Below are 17,470 nucleotides of genomic sequence, written 5' to 3'. Positions count from 1 at the left end.
TCGCGCGGGCACAGGGCTGCGCGGCTGAACATCAACGGACGGTTCATGAAGCGTTCCAGCCGAGGGCGAAAAGGGTTTGCCCCGGCAGCTCGAAACGCACACGCCCGTCCTGGCAGGTAAATGGCGCGTCGCGACTGCGATTGTCAGCACCGAAGTAGCGCAGGGCGCCGTTGTTCAGCGGGCATTTGGCGCCGCTCAGGTCCACCCGTTGCAAACGCGTGCCTTTGTTCACCCCGAGCAGGCCGCGCTGATCGTCGCCGGCCATCGCCAGCACATCGACTTCGAAGGCATCGTTTTCCAGCCACAGCACCCGATGCAGCCAGTGCTGGGCAATGAACTGCTGGGCCAGACCGACCGGTTTCAGCTCGAAACGATCGCCGCCCAAGATCCGCAACATGCCCTTGGGATACTGCGGCTCATCGGCGGCCTGGAACCAGTTGAGCATGCTCAGCAAGCCGTCCTGCGAAGCGTTGATCACCACCGACGCCCACCACAGCGAAGCGTAGTGGGTTTCCTGATCGTAGGGGCTGAGGCTGGAGCCGCTGGACAGGTTGGTCTGGTCGAGCAGCAAGGCTTTGCGCGGCTGGCCTTTGCCGTCGAGGCCGACCAGTTCGGCGGCGCGGCGCACGCTGTCGCGATACACGCGGGTGGCGAGCAAATCGCGGATCATCCATTCGTGCCACGCCAGTGCATCGACCTGATCGCCGGATTCGCTGAGCAAGCGCCGCGCCCAGTCGATGCCACGTTTGTCTGCCGCGTTATTGGCAAATGGCCCGTTGACCAGTCGCGAACTGGCCGGCATGGCAATGCGCACGCCAGCCTTGGCATTCGCCGGATCACTGCGCACCTGCCGGGCCATGCTGGCGAAAATCGCTTGATACTGCGCGTAGCTGGAATAGTTGAGGTTCGGCTCGTCGGCAAAACCGATGTAGTGCGTGCCTTTGCCGCCGAGCGCGCGGGTGCCGGCCAGCCACGCATCGAGGCCGCTGTTGCTCTGCACATCGGCGCGCAGATCGGCCTGACGCTGACTGCCGGCCAGCAGGGTGATGTCCTGCTTGATGCCGAAACGCTCCTGATACACCTGACGGAACGCGTCTTCGAAATGCGCATTCTTCGCCGTCACATCAACAAAGCTGTAGTAACTCGCGGCGCTCGGTTTCAGCGCATCCAGCGCAGCATGACTGGCGGGCGGCGGCATCACGTAGGGCAGGGCAATGCCCAGATCCGGCGTGCGCCCGAGGATTTTTTCGTGCAACACCAGACGTGTCTGGCCGGCGTCTTCACGCAGCGGTTTCAGTTGTTGTGGTGTCTGGGCGAACAGGTTGGCTGTGCCATCGAGCCAGAACGCCGCTTTGCCGCTGCCTTGCAGACGCAGGCGCCAGACCTGTTCGCGTTCGCTGACGGGCAGGGCAACTTGATCGAACTGCCAATAGGCGCGATACGGTTTCAATGCCAGCGTCAGTTGCTGCTCATCGCCGACCCGCTGCGCCTGCAAACCACTGACACCACCATGAAACTTGCCCGCCAGCACCGCGTGTTCACCCGGCGCAATCTTGAAATACAACGCGTCGCCATTGTGCGTATCGGCGCTGAAATGCACTCTCGCCGGGGCGAACAACGCGACCGTGCGCTCGTCGTGTTCGACGCGATAATTGCGAAAGCTGTAGCCGGGAATCTCCAGTCGATAACTGGCCGCACCGGGCAACAGTGGCCAGCTCTGGCTGCCACGCACTTCACTGGCCTTGATGAACCGATCGCCTGCCAGTTTGCCTTGGCCGTCGAGCAGATACAGATGCTCTTCGTTGGCGTCTGCCTGCCACGCTGGTGTCCAGCGCACGGTCACCGTATCGGGGCGATCGGCTTGCAGGTACAGACTGCCGTCACGGATCTCGCCCCAACGCATCGACGCGGCGAAGGCGTCCAGCGACAGGCCGAGACCGAGCAGCAGGGCCAGGCCTTTCATGCGGTTTTCCGGCGTTGCAACATCAGCCACATCGGCGTGACATCGCGGGGCAGGATGATCAGCGTTTGCCAGAACGGCACGCCGCTCAGACGGCAGTAAAGCACCAGCATCGCCACGGTCACCGCCAGATAGGCAATCGACGAAGCCGCCGCTGCGCCGACGATGCCGTAAGCGGGAATCATCACCAGGTTTAATGCCAGATTGAGCAGGGCACCCAAGCCCATCAGCAACGACACCGTGCCTGGGCGATTCTTGCCGAGCAGGTCGAGACGCAAAATGCTCGCGTAGCACAGGCCCAACAGCCCCGGCAGCAATGCCAGCAGCGCCGGATACGCCGGTTGGTACGCTGCACCGAACAAGGTGACGATCAGCCACTCGCCAATCACCGCCATGGTCAGGCAGGCGCCGAGCATCACCGTGGCCGTCAGGCGCAGGGCCAGCGGCGTGACCTTGTCCATGCCTTCGTCCTGTTGCAGCAGGCGTTTCATCAGCGGTGTGGTCACCGCTTCCGGGACGATCAGCAGCAGCTCGGCGGCCGCGCTGGCCATGGCGTAATGACCAAGGGCGGTGCTGCCGAGCAGGGCGCCGATAAACAGATAATCCGAGCGCAGGATCACTTGCTGGAACAGCAGATCGGGATGGCTGCGCGCGCTGTAGCGCAGCAGTTCTTTCTGGCTGGCGCGGTCCCATTGCAGTTGCAACGGCTGCGCGCGTTTGAGCCAGACCCAACCGACCAGCACCACCAGACTGATGCCGGCCAGCCAACTGATCAATGCGGCTTCGAGGGCGGCGCTTTTCCACATCCAGAACAGCGCGAGAAACAGCAACAACGGCGCCAGCGATTCGACCAGACGCAAGGCGTTGAACGCAACCACACCACCGGAGGCGTTGTGCAGCGTCAGCAAGCCGCTTTTCAGTACGGTCAGCGGGACCGCCAGCAGCAACAACCAGGCGAGCAAGCCGAGCTGCATCGTCACATCCAGCTCAGTGCCGAATTCGCGCACCAACGCCACCACCAGCAAGGTCAGCAACGCCGCCAGCAAACAACCGAACACCAACACCTGACTGAGCAACAAGCCCATCGGCCGTTGCTTGGCCGCTTGATAACCGACCGCTGAATTCAGCCCGCCGCTGGTGGCGGCGCTGATCAAGTCCGGCAACGTGCTGAGCAGCGCAAACAGCCCTCGCTCGCTCGGCCCGAGAATCCGCGCCAGCAGCACATTGCGCAGCAAACGCAGGGCGATCATCGCCAGTTTGGTGCCCATGCTCAGCGCCAGATGCTTGAGATAGTTACTTCGGCTCATAGCCGCGCCCCGCGAAAAATCCGCCACGACAGCAACTCCGGATTACGCGCGGTGCGCTGACTGACACCGAAGCGCGGCAGGTTCAGCGGGTCGCCTTCGCCACGATAAATGCCGGTGCCGGTGCCCAGCGCAAACGGGTAGTCATGGCTGGCGATCTGTTGGCGCACGCGGTCATCATTGTCGCCATTGGGGTAGCAATACACCGGCAATGGCCGGTTGCAGCCGTTGTGCAGGGCATCGCGGCTGCGACTGATTTCTTCGCCCAGGCGCACATCGTCAAGGCCGGTGAGGATCGCGTGACTGGCGCCGTGCGGGCCGAAACGCACGAGGCCGGAGGCTTCCAGCGCGCGCACCTGATGCCAATCCAGCGCCTGCGGTTGCGACTCTTGCGGGCATTCATCGGTCAGCCGTTCCAGCTCCTGCGGGTCAATCGACTTCAGACTTTGCAGGTAATGCAGCAGCGCCAGGCTGCGACGGTCGACGTCGATGTCATCAAGCAGCACCGGCAACGGGTGATGCAGGGCATGGAGACATTCGATCAGGTGCATCCGCGCCTTGTCGCCATGGCTGCCCCACAGGGTTTCACCGAGGCTTTCCCACCAGAAGCGCTGACGGCTGCCGATGAAATCGGTGGAAAGAAAAATGCTCGCCGGCACTTGATGCTTCTGCAGCAGCGGAAAAGCGTTGACCGCGTTGTCGCGCCAGCCATCGTCGAAGGTCAGAGCCACTCGTGGGCGCTCGGTGCGCAGCGAATTGGGCTGAAGGATTTCCATCAGCGGTACGCAATCGAAATGTTTGCGCAGCCACACCAGCAAATGCTCGAAGGCTTTCGGCCCGACGCACAGTTCGTTGCGGTGCGGCAGGTCGGCGGCGCGGTCGTTCGACAGCACCCGATGCAGCATCAGAATCACCCCGGCGCCCTGCAATTGGTTGCGGCCCATGGACGAGTTGAGATAGAGCCAGCCACTGGTGCGTTTTAGTAATTGTTTGATCGCCATGGCTTCGCTCCTCTTAACGGTTCTGTTCCGGATTCCACTGGGCATACCGCTGACCGCGCAGGAACTGCCACAGGCCAAGACTCATCCCGGCGAGGGTGACCAGCAGAAACGCGGCGAGGCGGAAGGGTTTCGGCAAGCGGTGTTGCGAATCCAGCAAACCGGCAATCGCCACGGCATAGCCGAACAGTTGCGCGATCAGGGCCAGGCGATAGAAACCGTGGTCTTCCCACAGCCAGAAGTTGCTCAGCAGCAGCGGCAGCAACAGGACCGGCGCGAGACGGCGGATCAGTTTGTGGCTGATCAACGCGATCGAATACAGGCCATATTTCAGCGGATTGAGCAGTTCGCGGCGCTGGGCGAGGCTTTGCAGGCCGCCGACGGTGACGCGCTGACGGCGGCGGAATTGCTTGTCGGCCTCATCGACACCGTGATCGATCACTTGCGCTTCCGGCACATAGACGATGCGTTTGTGCGCGACCGGCGCGCAGGTGCTGATAAAGAAATCGTCGTTGACCTCGGCCGGTACGTTCTGGAACAACTCGCGGCGCAAGGCGAGCAGGGCGCCGTCGGCGGAGACCATGCAGCCAGTGCGGTTCTCGACCCGGCGCAGCCAGCCTTCGTAATGTCGATAGAGGCTGTCGCCGACGCTCAAGCCGCCGCCGGTGACCGGAATCACCATGTGCCCGGCACAACCGCCGACATTCGGATCACTCAGCGGCGCCAGCAGGTAACCGAGGGTCTCGCGTGACCATTGGTTGTCGGCATCGGTGAACACCAGAATGTCGCCGGTGCTGAGGGCCACGCCGGCATTCAGTGTCGCCGCTTTGCCTTGGCGCGGCAGGTCGAGCACGGTGATGCGGGGATCGACAACCTTGTGCGCACAGGCCACGGTGTCATCGGTCGAGCCGTCGCTGGCCAGAATAATCTGCAGGGTTGCTGGCTGATAATCCTGCGCCAGCAACGTGCGCAACTTGTGCTCGATGTGCCGGGCTTCGTTGTGCGCGGCGATCACGATACTGACGTTCAATGGCGGCGCCGGTGTGTGGCGCCACGCCGGAAACAGTGGCGCCAGAATTGTCAGCAGCAGCGGATAGCCCACGTAGGCATAGACCGGCAGCAACAGGCACATCCAGAAAATGAATTCAGCCACGGGCAGGCCTCCTGGCGTTCCAATGACACAGACTCAAAATGAACGCGGCACCGGCCAGGTGCAGACGCACCCAGTGCAGGCCCCACAGTTGCAGGGTCAGGCTGATGTCCCGATGTTTGGAGCTTTGCCGCAGGCTGAGCACCAGTCCCGGTAGGAGTGTCAGGCTGACCATGACGATCGCGTGATGCGGAAAGCCGTCGAGCAGCGCCGAGATCGCCAGAAAATCCAGCAACCACACCAGTAGCGACAGCATCGGGAAACGCAGCAGGCGCAGGCTGAAGCCATGGGTGCGCAGCAGTTGCAGGTGACTGCCCTGACGCCACAACTCCTTGCCCATCCATTCGCGCCAGTTCATTTCGTAACCCCAATGCAGGGCGACGTTGTCATTGATCGACAGCAGCCGCGCACCCTGTTCGTGCAGGCGCAGGGTGAATTCCTTGTCTTCGCCGGTGCGCAGGCTTTCGTTGAAACCGCCGACCTTGTCGAACCAGCCTCGGCGCATCAGCAGGTTTGAGCTGGGTAGCCAGTCAACGACGTGGGACGCCTGCGACGACGCGCGCGCGGTGCGGCGTTGCCAGGCTGTGGCGTACCACGGCGCTTCGGCGGGGGTGTGCAGATCAAGGCCGAAGACATCGGCCTGGCCGCTGGCCTCAATGTCGAACAACGGCTTGAGCCAACTCTCCGGCATTTCAATGTCGGCGTCGATGAAGGCCAGCCATTCACCCGTGGCGATGGCCGTGCCGCGATTGCGCAGGGCGCCGATCAACAAACCCGGCTGCACCAGCACCTGCGCGCCGAACTGGCGGGCGATGTGTGGTCCCTGATCGGAGGAGCCGTTGTCGACCACGATCAACTCGCACTCGACATTGGCGGCGAACGCGGCTTTTTGCGCAGCGAGCAAGGTGCGGCCAATGTGCCGCGCCTCGTTGAACATCGGGATGACGATGCTGATGCGGCTCATGCCTTTGCCTCCGTGCTCAGGGGCGCCTGCTCGGCTTTCAGGCGCAGGACGCTGGTCATGGCGAGCATGATCCACACGTATTTCTGGTTCGGTGCGCTGAGGAACATCAGGAACAAGGTCAGCGACAGGAAGCTCACACCCAGGTGGGTCATCAGATCTGTCTGATACGAATTGCCGCGCAGCATCCACGCCGCCCGTGCGCGAATCAGGTTGTACAGGCCGAGACCGAGCATGCCGACGAACAATAGCCCGGCGGGTACTCCCAGCTCACTGAAGATTTCCAGATAGGTATTGTGCGCGCGACGATAGAGGTCGCCGATCTTGCGGTTGGCTGAAAACGCCTTGGCGTAACCGGTGGTCGCGTAGTGCAGCGGGAAGGTGCCGGGGCCGGAACCGAGCAGCGGGTTCTCGCGGATCATCTGACTGCCGACGACGATGTACGAGGCGCGGCGACCGAGGGATTCGTCGTTGTGACCCTTGGCGCCGGCGCTCAACACGCTCAGCGACTGGATGCGCGCGAGATACCCGGCGGGCATTGCGTAGATCGCCAGCGGAATCACGATGGCCGCGCCGAGCATGGCGAAACCCAGATGCCGTGGCCGAATACGGGTCAGTTGCGTGCGGTAGTGCCAGCAGCCGATCAGCAGGCTCAAGGCCAATACCACCAGACCCGAGCGCGATTCGGTTTTGGTCATGCCGCCCAACAGCAACAGGCAGCAACCACCCCAGAACAAGCGGTGCAGCAGGTTCGGGCTGCGGATCACCAGTAGCAGCCCCAGCGGAATCGCAAAGGCGATCAGCAGGGCGAACGCGTTGGGGTCTTCGAGCAGGCCGGCGGCGCGACCCTGATCCTGAAATTTGGTCGAGAACATTGCCATCGCGCAGGTAGTGCTGACGGCGAGGGTGACCAGACGGGCAAACAGATCAAGGTTCAGCTCGCGGCCTATCAACAACGTGATGACAAACAGAATCAGCCCGACACTCAACTCGCGAAGGTGCCCGAGCGACATGCCCATGTCATCGGTGTTGAGCAGGCTCAGGAAGTACAGAACCATGAACCACACGAGGTAGCGCCAGATATTGCTGCGCAGGCGCTCCGACGGAATCTGGTGCAGCGCCAGTTGCAGCATCAGGATCACCGCCAGCGAAGCGCCGATGAGCTTGCTGCCGGAGAACGACGTGTCCTTGAAAAAGCCCTCGAACGGCACCAGTGCGGCAATGCCGAGCAAACCCCAGGTCGGCTTGCGGTACAACACCGCAAAACCCACCAGGCCCAGCACCGCCCCCGGCGCCAGAAATGGATAAGGGCTGGCCAGCAAACCGATGCAGACCAGACCGAGCAGACTGACGATCGAGAGCGGGAAAATCATGCGCGTGCCTCCCGTGCCGTGCGGATGTACAGCTGCGACCAGCGTTCGGCCAGAGCCTTGAGGTCGTAGCGATCCTGTTGCGTGCGTTTTGCGTTGTCGCGCAGTTGCCGGGCCAGCTTCGGCTCGCTCAGCAGGGTGTCGAGCTGGCGGGCGAGGGCGGCGCAGTCGGCCGGTGTGGCGAGTAGGCCGTTGTGCCGGTGTTCGAGCACATCGGGAATGCCGCCGACGCCGAACGCCACCACCGGCACCCCGGCCTGCATGGCTTCAAGCAAAATCATTGGTGTGCCTTCGGTGCGCGAGCTGATCACCAGCGCATCGAGTTGCCGCCACCACGGTTGCATGGCGATCTGGTAACCGGGCAAACGAATCCGTTGTTGCAAACCGGCGTTGTCGATCCGCGCCTGCAACGCCTCGCGTTCTGGGCCATCGCCGAGCATCACCGCGTCCAGTTGCGGATGCTGATGACACAGCGGGATCAAGGCATCAAGAAACAGGTCCGGGCCTTTCTCGCTGCTCAAGCGGCCGACGTAACCGGCCAGCCAGCGTTGCCGATCCGCATCCGGCACCAGCGCCGCAGCGGCTGGCAAACCATTGGGGATCACCTGCAACTTCTCCGCGCGGACGCTGGCCTGACGGTGCAGCACCGCGATGCTTTCCGCCACGCAGACCACTCGATCCACAGACGCGGTGCGGCACAGTTGCAGGCTCAGCCAGGTGTAGAACTTCTGCTTGCGACTGCGCGGTGTGAAGCCGTGCTGGGTAATCACCAGCGGCAGGCGCAAGAGTGTCGCGCCAACCCAACCGAACAACAGACCTTTGAAATTGTGCGTATTGATCAGCGGTTTTTCACTGCGACGCTGGCGTAGATGCCGGAGCAATTCCCCCAGCCCGGCACAGCCGCGACAGTCCACCCCGGCCTCGCGAAAGCGTTGGATCAATTCAGGCGGCGCGTCGAGGAACAGCACCTGATGCTGCCCCGGCGTCGCCAGACAATGATCCAGCAACATGCGCTCGGCCCCATAGAAGCCGCCGCTGCTGAGCAAATGAATGATCGGCAGCGCGGCAGTCGGGGAGGATGCGGTGCTCAATTGCGCACCCAGTGCAGGAAGCTTGGCACTGTCCAGTTCTTGTGCGGATTGCTCGGCAGCGCGTTCTGGTCGTTGATCACCAACAGCACCGGCAGACCCAGTTCGTGGCTGATTTGCGCCGGGTGTTTGAAGCGGTGATCGAAGAACTCACGCACGTAGACCAAGGCAATCGCCAGCAACAACCCGGTGAACAAACCAAACGGAATGATCAGGCCCGGTTTCGGGAACGCCGCTTCGGTCGGTTCGAACGGCGGGCTGAGCACCCGGGCGTTGGACAGATCGTCGTTGAGCGCGCCGGTGGTGCTGCTTTCGGCAAACCGCTGAGCGTAAGTCGAGAACGCGGCGTGCAGCGCATCGATTTCGGTGTCCATCTGCCGCAGCTTGCTTTGCGTCTGCTGCAACTCGTGGATGCGGTTCTTGAACTCGGCGATGCGCGCGGTTTTCTGATCGATTACCTGCTTGACCACCGCCAGATCATTAGTGCGTTCCTGAATGCGGTTGCTCACCACTTTGAGGAACTGGCCACGGGTGCGGGCAATCTGCTCGCGGGTCAACAGCATCGGTTCGCTGCCAGGCTGGAACACCGCCAGGTCATTCATGTAGCGGCTGACCTGGGTGGTCAGTTGCTCGCCCATCTGTTTGATTTCCCGATCCTCGAACGCCACGTTGTCGACGGTGGTGGTGAAGGTGTAGGGGAAGGTGTAATCGTTGAGCTTGTTATTGCTGGCAGCGGCCAGCGCGGTTTTCAGGTATTCGAGCCAGCGCTGGCTCTGCAACAGGCGATCCTGATACAGGTTCAGGGCTTGTTCTTCGGTGTTGATCGCGTTGAGACGGAAAGTGATTTCTTCCTTCGGATCCGACGAGCCGACACTTTCCAGCAAGGCTTGGCGATTGCCTTCCAGGCCATCGAGGCGCACTTGATAGAGGTGCTTTTTCGACTCATAGAAGGACTGCGGCAAATCGATCGACTGCAAGGCCTGACGGCTGAACAGATAGTTCTGCAGCAAGGCTGAAACAAACGTCGTGCCCTGATGCGGATCGGGGAAGCTGTAGACGATCGAGATCACGTTGGAGCCGGGCAGGGTCTCGATTTTCAGGCTGTCGATGGCTTGCTGGGTCAGCGCGTCGAGCGCGGTGTCGCGCACCGGATCAGTCTCAAGTCCAAGCACGTTGCGCACGGGGTTGATCACGTACTGGCGCAGCGGCGAACTGACGTAGCGCTTGAACGGCTCGGCCACCAGTTTGCTGAAGATGCCCGGCGAAGGTGTGTATTCACCTTTGTCGCGCAGTTCGCTGATGGTCTGCCGGATCAGTGCTGGCGAACGGAGGATATTGCTCTCGGTTTCCATGTCCGCGAGCGACGGCGGAATGAAGGTGGCGTTGTCCACCGTGAGCGACGTGGTGGCGTCACCCTGAGAGAGTTTTTTCGACTGCACGATGACCTGCGCGGTGATATCGAAGCTCTGTTTGAGCACCAGCGGCAGGAGCAGGGCGATGACTGCAAAGATCAGGAAGACCCGTTTCACCAGTTGCTTGTTGGCGAAGAAGATCCTGAAGAACTCATGCAGGTAGTTTTCCTTTGGATTCATGTCGGTCACCTGAGAGTCAGTTGTTGTTGCTGTCTTTGTTGTCGACGCGGTAGCCGAAGCTGAACCCGACGCCCTGGAACAGCACCACGTCAGCCAGTTGCCGGGCGAGTTCGCCGGCGCTGGCCAATTTGGTTTTTGGCACGAACAGCATGTCGTCCGGTTGCAGGTAAGCGATTTGCGAGGCATCGCCGGACAGCGCTTTTTCGACGTCGTAATGCACGGCCTGCACCTGATTGCCGTTGCGACGCATGATCACCACCGAATCCAGACGCGCCTTGACGTTGGTGCCACGGGCCAGGGTCAGCGCTTCAAGTACCGAAACCGGCCGGCGGATCGGGTAGGAACCCGGCTGGCCGACTTCGCCGAGCACATAGATTTCGTTGCCGGCGGTGGATTTCAGCAGCACGTCTACGGTCATCCGGCCCGGCAGTTGCGCGTATTTCTGGTTGAGGAAGGTTTCCAGTTGATTGACGGTCATGCCTTGCAGCGGCACGGCGCCGATTTCCGGGAAACTCGCGTAGCCGTCAGTGCCGACGGTGATCTCGCGGCTCATGCCGGTGGCCGGGTGATTCAGCGCGCTTTTCAGGTTCTGCTCATTGGTCAGCGGGCTGATGATCTGCACGGTCAACTGATTGCGGTTGGGCTGGAACAGTTGCTTGCGCTGATAGGCGCGCTGGATTTCTTCGCGCGCCTGATCACTGGTCAGCCCGGCGATTTTCACCGAGGTGTTGGCGCCCGGCAGTTCGATGGTGCCATCCGGCAGCACCAGCTGATTGCCATTGAGCTGGCTGGCGGCGGTGAAGTTCAGGCCGATCTGGTCACCCGACTGCACGCGGTAGGCGTCCGAGCCGCTGGTGCTGATATGGAAGATCACGTCGAGCACATCCTGCGGACGCAGGGTCTGCTCGATCTTCGGCATATCGGTGGCCTGGGCATTGGCCGGGGTGGCGGTGAGAATATTCACCGGCATGTTCTGGGTTTCGGAGGTGCTTGAGCAGCCTGCAAGCGGCAGCATCAGCAGCACAAGAATCTTGGCGTTCATGGCGTCATCCTTCGCGTTCGCTTAGAGGTTTTTGTAAAGCCATTTGGGCATGTAGTACTTGCGCCGGTTGAACACGCTGCCGACCACTTTTGCCCCGGCCTGGGTCAGGCGTTGCACGGCGGCCTGGGCGACTTCCCAGCGGGTGTCCTCGGCGCGCACGACAAACACCACGCCATCGACCTGAGTGCTGATCACCAGCGTGTCGGCGGCGGAATACACCGCGTCGCCGTCGATCACCACGAAGCGGTACTGACTGCCCAATTGATCGAGCAACGGGCTCAGACGCTCGGCGGTCAGGTGTTCCATGGTGCGGATCGGCCGGCCGTTGGGCAGCACGTGGAACGGCAGGCTCGAGACCTGCACCACGCAGTCCTGCAACAGCGGCGGGCTGTCCGGGTTGAACAGCAAGTCGCGCAGGCCGCGCTCCTTGCTCAGGTTCAGCTGCTGCGTAAGGTTGTTCGCCGACTGGCTGGCGTCGACCAGCAGCACCTGGCCGCTGCTCATTTGTGCCAGTTGGCTGGCCAGCGCCAGGGCACTGGTGGTCGTCCCCGCGCCAGGGTTGGCGGCGGTCAGGAACAGGATCCGCAGATCGAGATCCAGCACGGTCGAGGTCAGGTTCGATTCGCTGGGATTGGCGATGCTCAGGCTTTTGTTGGTTGAACCGTCCATTAGCTTGCTCCGTGGCCGCTGAATACTTTGAAGGGGGTTTTCAACAGAATCTTCAGATCAAGCAAAAGGCTCTGCTCGGCGATATAGCTGAGGTCCAACTCAACGCGCTGGTCGAAGTCGATATTGCTGCGTCCGGAGATCTGCCACAGGCCGGTCATGCCGGGGTAGATCGCCAGACGGGCAAGGTGGTTATCCTTGTAGCGGTAGGCGTTGAACGAGGTCGGACGCGGGCCGACCAGGCGCATGTCGCCGGTCACTACATTGATCAGGTTGGGCAATTCATCGAGGCTGGTGCGCCGCAGAAAACCGCCGATGCGGGTGATGCGTGGGTCCTGGTCAATCTTGAAGTCGATGGCGTCGGCACCGTGCTTGTTGAGGTGACGCAGCGACTCTTTCAATTCTTCGGCGTTGGCGACCATGGTGCGAAACTTATACATGCCGAACTTGCGGCCACGGTAGCCGGTGCGTTTTTGCACGAACATCACCGGGCCCTTGCTGGAGTATTTGATGGCCAGTGCCAGGCCCAGCAACAGGGGTGAAATCAGTACCAGAATCATCAGCGCACCGAGGCAGGCGACCACGCGATTGGTGCGCGACAGTTGCCATGGGCGACCGCCATCGCGACCGGTGAACCAGCCGCGACCTTGACGATGAATCGCTGCATCGAGGCGCATGCGCTGTTCAGGATCCATGCGCTTGTCACGCTGCAGTTGTTGGATCGGTACACCTTTTTCATGTCCAGTCATGGAGTCCTCCACATAAATTCAGCCGCGAGCGGCGCGTGGGCGATAGGCAGTGGGGTAGTAGTCGCGGAACCAGGCGATAAAACGTCCGAGTCCCTCATCCAGCTCTATCCGGGGCTGAAATCCGGTGGCCTGGGCCAGATCGCTGGCCTCGGCGCAGGTGTTGAGCACGTCGCCCGGTTGCAGTGGCAACAACTCGACAAGGGCTTTCTGGCCGAGGTGTTTTTCCATCAGGGCCAGATAGGTTTTCAGTTCCACCGGGTGCTGGCCGCCAATGTTGAACAGGCGCCACGGCGCCATGCTGGTGCTGGCGTCGGGGTGTTCGCGGTCCCACTCCGGTTGCGCATGCGGCGGTTGACCGGCAAGGCGGGCGATGCTTTCGACGATGTCGTCGATGTAGGTGAAATCGCGTTGATGCTCGCCGTAATTGAACAGTTTCAGCGGTGTGCCGTCGCTGATCGCCCGGGCGAACTGAATCGGCGACATGTCCGGCCGACCCCACGGGCCGTACACGGTGAAAAAACGCAAACCGGTGCTGGGAATGCCGAACAGGTGGCTGTAACTGTGCGCCATCAGTTCATTGGCCTTTTTCGTCGCGGCGTACAACGACAGCGGGTGATTGACGCCGTCCTTCACTGAGTAAGGCGTGTGCTGATTGGCGCCGTACACCGAGCTCGACGAGGCGTAAATCAGGTGTTCGACCGGGTGATGCCGGCAATTTTCCAGAATGTTGAGGAAGCCGCTGAGGTTGCTGTCCAGATACGCCCGTGGATTTTCCAGCGAGTAACGCACCCCGGCCTGCGCGGCGAGATGGATCACCACTTGCGGACGTTCGCGGACGAACAGCGCTTCGATGGCCGGGGCATCGGCCAGGTCAACCATCGCGAGCTGGAAATCGCCGACCTGCTCGCGCACCCACTGCACACGGTCGTGCTTGAGTTGCGGGTCGTAGTAGGCGTTGAAATTGTCCAGACCTACCACTGAGTGTCCGTCGCGCATCAATCGCAACACGCAATGCGCACCAATGAAACCGGCCGCACCGGTGACCAGCACCTTCACGGCCGCAGTCCTTCAGGGGCAATGTGACGCAGACCGATGCCGCTGTAATGCAGGCCGGCGGCCGCCACTTGTTCCGGGTTGTAGAGGTTGCGGCCGTCGATGATCACCTTTGAGCGCAGTTTTTCGGCAAGCAGTTCGAAATCGACCACGCGGAAGTTTTTCCACTCGGTGCAGATCACCAAGGCGTCGGCATCTTCCAGGGTGTCGTCACGGGTGGCGCACAGGTGCAAGTCGTTACGGTAACCGTAAATGCGTCGGCACTCGGACATCGCTTCCGGGTCGTAGGCTTGCACGCTGGCGCCTTCAGCCCACAGGGCATCCATCAAATAACGGCTGGGGGCTTCGCGCATGTCGTCGGTGTTCGGTTTGAACGCCAGGCCCCAGACCGCAATGGATTTGCCGGCGAGCCCTTGCGGGAACTGTGCTTTGAGTTTGCTGAACAGGATGTGCCGCTGCAGGTCGTTGACGTCGGTGACGCTGCGCAGCAGTTTCAGCGGCATGCCGTTGTGTTCGGCGGTGTGCAGCAGGGCGCGCAGGTCTTTGGGAAAGCACGAGCCACCGAAGCCGCAGCCCGGATAGATGAAGTGGTAGCCGATGCGCGGATCAGAACCGATGCCTTTCCGCACCGCTTCGATGTCGGCACCGAGCAGTTCGGTGAGGTTGGCCAATTCGTTCATGAAGCTGATGCGGGTGGCGAGCATCGCGTTGGCCGCGTACTTGGTCAGCTCGGCGCTGCGGTTGTCCATGAACATCAGTTTTTCGTGGTTGCGGCAGAAGGGTGCGTACAGCTCGCTCATCTGCTCGCGGGCTTCGTCGTCGCGGGTGCCGACAATGATCCGGTCGGGGCGCATGCAGTCGGCGAGGGCGCTGCCTTCCTTGAGGAATTCAGGGTTGGAGACCACGCGCACGGTCAGACCGGTTTTGTCGCGGCGTTGCAGTTCGCTGTTGGCGGTGGCGAGCACTTGATCGGCCGTGCCGACTGGCACCGTGGATTTGATGATCAGTGTGCGATTGGCTTCCATGTGCGAGGCGATTTGGCGGGCAACGCTGAGTACGTGGCTGAGGTCGGCGGAGCCATCCTCATCGGCCGGGGTGCCGACGGCGATGAAGATCAACTCGGCGTGTTCGACGGCATCACTGGCCTGGGTGCTGAACAGCAGACGGCCGGCCTTGATGTTTTCCTCAAGCGTGCTGGACAAACCTGGCTCGCTGATGGGCGGCACCGCTTGTTGCAGTTGTTTAATCTTGTTTGGATCAATATCCACGCATAAAACGCGATGACCGACATCTGCTAGTGCGGCGGCTTGTATTAATCCAACATAACCCGTGCCAAATACGCTCACGTCCATCTGCGCACCCTCGATAGAGCGAAAAGAAGAAGTTCGGAAGAAGACTGTAAAAGGGGTATAGCGCAGGGTTTGAAAAGCGTGTCAGCAAAATGACATGTTGCATCTGTATAACACTTAAGCATTTTTTGGCGATTGGCCATCAAGTCATTGCTGCGATTGAATTTGTTGCTTGCTTGCAGATTTGTTCAGATTCAAATTAAGCGATAAACGGTCGTAAGCCTTTAATTTAAAGGCTTCTGGCGTTCGTTGTGTGTCAGATTTGAGTCATCGGTTTTTTGACGCTTTTCACAAAAGGCAGTCAATTCTTGCGCTTTGAGGGCCGGGTGCTAGTGTCAGGTTCTGAATGACAAACCTTTGACTCCTGGCCGTTTGGCAAGACCGGTATCGCCATGTTCAGATATGCGAAAGAATTGCTTTTAATTATTTATTTGTTGCTTTATGCCGAGTATTACATTGACCGGTTAAATGCTATCGGTCTCGGTTTTCCTGTACTTCTTTTTGGCGCGATGTTTTTGGCGCTGACTTTAGCATTATATCTAACGGCGTATATAAGGCAGACTCTCATTCGCCACGTTTTCGCGTTGGCGATGTTTGCTTCGGCGGTGTTTTTCGATGTCTATACCCGCGTCACGGCGGATTACCTGAGCTACAGCAGTTTCGTCTCATTGGTCTACTCCGGCGGTTTCATTCAGGAAGCCGCGTATCAGTATCGCGATGCGATCCTGCACGGCGCCCTCAGCGGTTTGCTGTTGCTGTTCGGCATCGGCCTGAAACCCCGTCATGGGCTGGCGGTTCCCAACGCGTTGCGTGTGGCCGCGCCGTTGTGTGGCGTGCTGCTGCTCAGCGCCGTGCTGTTCTTGCGTGCGGGTGAGGGCGCGCGCGGTTTGCCGATCATGTACACGCCGCTGGCCTACCTGAACCTGTTTAGCTACGAAGCCCTGCACAACACGGTCGGCCCGCGCGAACCGGTGACACTGGCGCGCACGTCGCAAGCCGTCGGCCATGACATCGTGCTGATCATCGACGAAAGCATTTCTGGCAATTACCTCGATATCAACGCGCCGTTCGGTGTGCACAGCAATCTCAAGCAGACGCATCCCGGCGTCGACATCTTCAATTACGGCTACGCCGCCTCCATCGCCAATTGCAGCGCCGACACCAACGTGACTTTGCGCTACGGCGGCACCCGCGCCGATTACATGCGCATCAACAGCACGCTGCCGTCGATCTGGCAGTACGCCAGGAAGGCCGGACTGCGCACCGTATACATCGACGCCCAGCGCACCGCCGGCAATCTGCAGAACCTGATGACCGACACCGAGAAGAAGGACATCGACCAGTTCGTGCAGTTCGACCAGACCAGCGTGCGCGATCGCGACATGGCGGCAGCGGCGAAGCTGATCGAATTGCTCAACGATGACACGCCGGAGCTGGTGGTGATCAACAAGGTCGGCGCGCACTTCCCGGTGCACGACAAATATCCCGATGCGTTCATGGCCTACCGCCCGACCTTGCCGCGCGGGCAGTTCACCGAAGTGGCCGATACTGGCGAGCGCACCGGTTTCAATGGCCAACCAGATGACTGGGTGCTGTACCGCAATGCCTACAAGAACACCGTGTTGTGGAATGTCGGCGAATTCTTTGCGCGAGTGTTCGCCGAGGCCAATCTGAGCAATGCGCTGCTGATCTATACGTCTGATCATGGCCAGGATTTGCATGAACGCGGTAATCCGGGGTTGAACACGCATTGCGGCGGCGACCCGGTGGAGGAGGAGGGCCTGGTGCCGCTGGTGGTAATTCAGGGCAGCGATCTGAAAACCCTGGACTGGTCAGCGCAATTGGCCGCGAACAAGGATCGCTCCAGCCACTACAACATCTTCCCGACGCTGTTGCAGTTGATGGGTTATGACCTGGCGGGGATCGAGGCTGTTTATGGCAAGCCACTGAGTGTCGCCACGGCGGATGAATTCACCTTCAACTACCGGTTCAATGCGCGGTTGGGGGCCAAGCCTGAGTGGAAGCACATTGATCTGGGCAGTATTGTCACGCCGTCGCAGGCGCCCACCAGTGTGGCGGCCGGGCAGTGAGCTTTGGGTTGGCCGGGTCGACGCTTTCGCGAGCAGGCTCGCTCCCACCTTTGTAATGCGATCAACCTGTGGGAGCGAGCCTGCTCGCGAAGGGGCCG

14 protein-coding genes are annotated in these 17,470 nt (G+C 60.9%); 1 reads left to right on the top strand and 13 read right to left on the bottom strand.

Annotated features, from left to right (window positions below; all coding sequences use genetic code 11):
- Window positions 1-43: 43 nt before the first annotated feature.
- The 13 genes from KBP52_RS07140 to KBP52_RS07080 are packed head-to-tail and all read right to left on the bottom strand — an operon-like array spanning window position 44 to window position 15,285.
- Window positions 44-1,963, bottom strand: a complete 1,920-nt coding sequence (locus KBP52_RS07140; RefSeq protein ID WP_212622477.1) for a hypothetical protein — start codon at window positions 1,961-1,963, stop codon at window positions 44-46.
- Window positions 1,960-3,267, bottom strand: a complete 1,308-nt coding sequence (locus KBP52_RS07135; RefSeq protein WP_212622476.1) for an oligosaccharide flippase family protein — start codon at window positions 3,265-3,267, stop codon at window positions 1,960-1,962. The genes KBP52_RS07140 and KBP52_RS07135 overlap by 4 nt, the downstream gene beginning before the upstream one ends.
- On the bottom strand, window positions 3,264-4,265 hold the full coding sequence (locus tag KBP52_RS07130) for a polysaccharide deacetylase family protein (protein WP_212622475.1): 1,002 nt from the start codon (window positions 4,263-4,265) through the stop codon (window positions 3,264-3,266). Before KBP52_RS07130 ends, KBP52_RS07135 begins: the two co-directional genes overlap by 4 nt.
- A gap of 13 nt (window positions 4,266-4,278) precedes the next feature.
- Window positions 4,279-5,415, bottom strand: a complete 1,137-nt coding sequence (locus KBP52_RS07125) for a glycosyltransferase (protein ID WP_077572105.1) — start codon at window positions 5,413-5,415, stop codon at window positions 4,279-4,281.
- The gene (locus KBP52_RS07120; protein ID WP_077572106.1) at window positions 5,408-6,376 is read right to left on the bottom strand and encodes a glycosyltransferase; all 969 of its coding nucleotides are present in this window, start codon (window positions 6,374-6,376) and stop codon (window positions 5,408-5,410) included. The genes KBP52_RS07125 and KBP52_RS07120 overlap by 8 nt, the downstream gene beginning before the upstream one ends.
- Window positions 6,373-7,746 (bottom strand): O-antigen ligase family protein, encoded by a 1,374-nt coding sequence (locus tag KBP52_RS07115; protein ID WP_077572107.1) that lies wholly within the window; start codon window positions 7,744-7,746, stop codon window positions 6,373-6,375. Before KBP52_RS07115 ends, KBP52_RS07120 begins: the two co-directional genes overlap by 4 nt.
- Entirely contained in the window at window positions 7,743-8,834 is a 1,092-nt protein-coding gene (locus KBP52_RS07110) for a glycosyltransferase family 4 protein (protein WP_212622474.1), read from the bottom strand. The genes KBP52_RS07115 and KBP52_RS07110 overlap by 4 nt, the downstream gene beginning before the upstream one ends.
- On the bottom strand, window positions 8,831-10,423 hold the full coding sequence (locus KBP52_RS07105; protein ID WP_212622473.1) for a Wzz/FepE/Etk N-terminal domain-containing protein: 1,593 nt from the start codon (window positions 10,421-10,423) through the stop codon (window positions 8,831-8,833). The genes KBP52_RS07110 and KBP52_RS07105 overlap by 4 nt, the downstream gene beginning before the upstream one ends.
- Before the next feature lie 16 nt (window positions 10,424-10,439).
- Entirely contained in the window at window positions 10,440-11,465 is a 1,026-nt protein-coding gene (locus tag KBP52_RS07100) for a polysaccharide biosynthesis/export family protein (protein WP_034152566.1), read from the bottom strand.
- Window positions 11,466-11,486: 21 nt separating this feature from the next.
- The gene (locus KBP52_RS07095) at window positions 11,487-12,134 is read right to left on the bottom strand and encodes a CpsD/CapB family tyrosine-protein kinase (protein ID WP_077572110.1); all 648 of its coding nucleotides are present in this window, start codon (window positions 12,132-12,134) and stop codon (window positions 11,487-11,489) included.
- Window positions 12,134-12,880 carry a sugar transferase gene (locus KBP52_RS07090; protein ID WP_034152564.1) on the bottom strand — a complete coding sequence of 249 codons (747 nt, stop codon included), beginning with the start codon at window positions 12,878-12,880 and terminating at the stop codon, window positions 12,134-12,136. Before KBP52_RS07090 ends, KBP52_RS07095 begins: the two co-directional genes overlap by 1 nt.
- An 18-nt stretch (window positions 12,881-12,898) precedes the next feature.
- Window positions 12,899-13,936 carry an NAD-dependent epimerase gene (locus KBP52_RS07085; protein WP_212622472.1) on the bottom strand — a complete coding sequence of 346 codons (1,038 nt, stop codon included), beginning with the start codon at window positions 13,934-13,936 and terminating at the stop codon, window positions 12,899-12,901.
- Window positions 13,933-15,285, bottom strand: a complete 1,353-nt coding sequence (locus KBP52_RS07080) for a UDP-glucose/GDP-mannose dehydrogenase family protein (RefSeq protein WP_116031352.1) — start codon at window positions 15,283-15,285, stop codon at window positions 13,933-13,935. The genes KBP52_RS07085 and KBP52_RS07080 overlap by 4 nt, the downstream gene beginning before the upstream one ends.
- 389 nt (window positions 15,286-15,674) lie before the next feature.
- On the opposite strand from KBP52_RS07080, the gene KBP52_RS07075 reads away from it, so the two are divergent.
- On the top strand, window positions 15,675-17,372 hold the full coding sequence (locus KBP52_RS07075) for a sulfatase-like hydrolase/transferase (protein WP_212622471.1): 1,698 nt from the start codon (window positions 15,675-15,677) through the stop codon (window positions 17,370-17,372).
- Window positions 17,373-17,470: the final 98 nt, after the last annotated feature.

Source organism: Pseudomonas sp. SCA2728.1_7 (assembly GCF_018138145.1).
GTDB lineage: Bacteria > Pseudomonadota > Gammaproteobacteria > Pseudomonadales > Pseudomonadaceae > Aquipseudomonas > Aquipseudomonas koreensis_A.
This window is presented reverse-complemented; position numbering and strand designations above follow the sequence as displayed.

Bases quoted from the DNA above. Each gene is read 5' to 3' on its own strand.
- KBP52_RS07095 (WP_077572110.1), bottom strand. From the start codon at position 12,134: ATGGACGGTTCAACCAACAAAAGCCTGAGCATCGCCAATCCCAGCGAA.
- KBP52_RS07100 (WP_034152566.1), bottom strand. From the start codon at position 11,465: ATGAACGCCAAGATTCTTGTGCTGCTGATGCTGCCGCTTGCAGGCTGC.
- KBP52_RS07120 (WP_077572106.1), bottom strand. From the start codon at position 6,376: ATGAGCCGCATCAGCATCGTCATCCCGATGTTCAACGAGGCGCGGCAC.
- KBP52_RS07080 (WP_116031352.1), bottom strand. From the start codon at position 15,285: ATGGACGTGAGCGTATTTGGCACGGGTTATGTTGGATTAATACAAGCC.
- KBP52_RS07075 (WP_212622471.1), top strand. From the start codon at position 15,675: ATGTTCAGATATGCGAAAGAATTGCTTTTAATTATTTATTTGTTGCTT.
- KBP52_RS07130 (WP_212622475.1), bottom strand. From the start codon at position 4,265: ATGGCGATCAAACAATTACTAAAACGCACCAGTGGCTGGCTCTATCTC.
- KBP52_RS07105 (WP_212622473.1), bottom strand. From the start codon at position 10,423: ATGAATCCAAAGGAAAACTACCTGCATGAGTTCTTCAGGATCTTCTTC.
- KBP52_RS07090 (WP_034152564.1), bottom strand. From the start codon at position 12,880: ATGACTGGACATGAAAAAGGTGTACCGATCCAACAACTGCAGCGTGAC.
- KBP52_RS07115 (WP_077572107.1), bottom strand. From the start codon at position 7,746: ATGATTTTCCCGCTCTCGATCGTCAGTCTGCTCGGTCTGGTCTGCATC.
- KBP52_RS07140 (WP_212622477.1), bottom strand. From the start codon at position 1,963: ATGAAAGGCCTGGCCCTGCTGCTCGGTCTCGGCCTGTCGCTGGACGCC.
- KBP52_RS07135 (WP_212622476.1), bottom strand. From the start codon at position 3,267: ATGAGCCGAAGTAACTATCTCAAGCATCTGGCGCTGAGCATGGGCACC.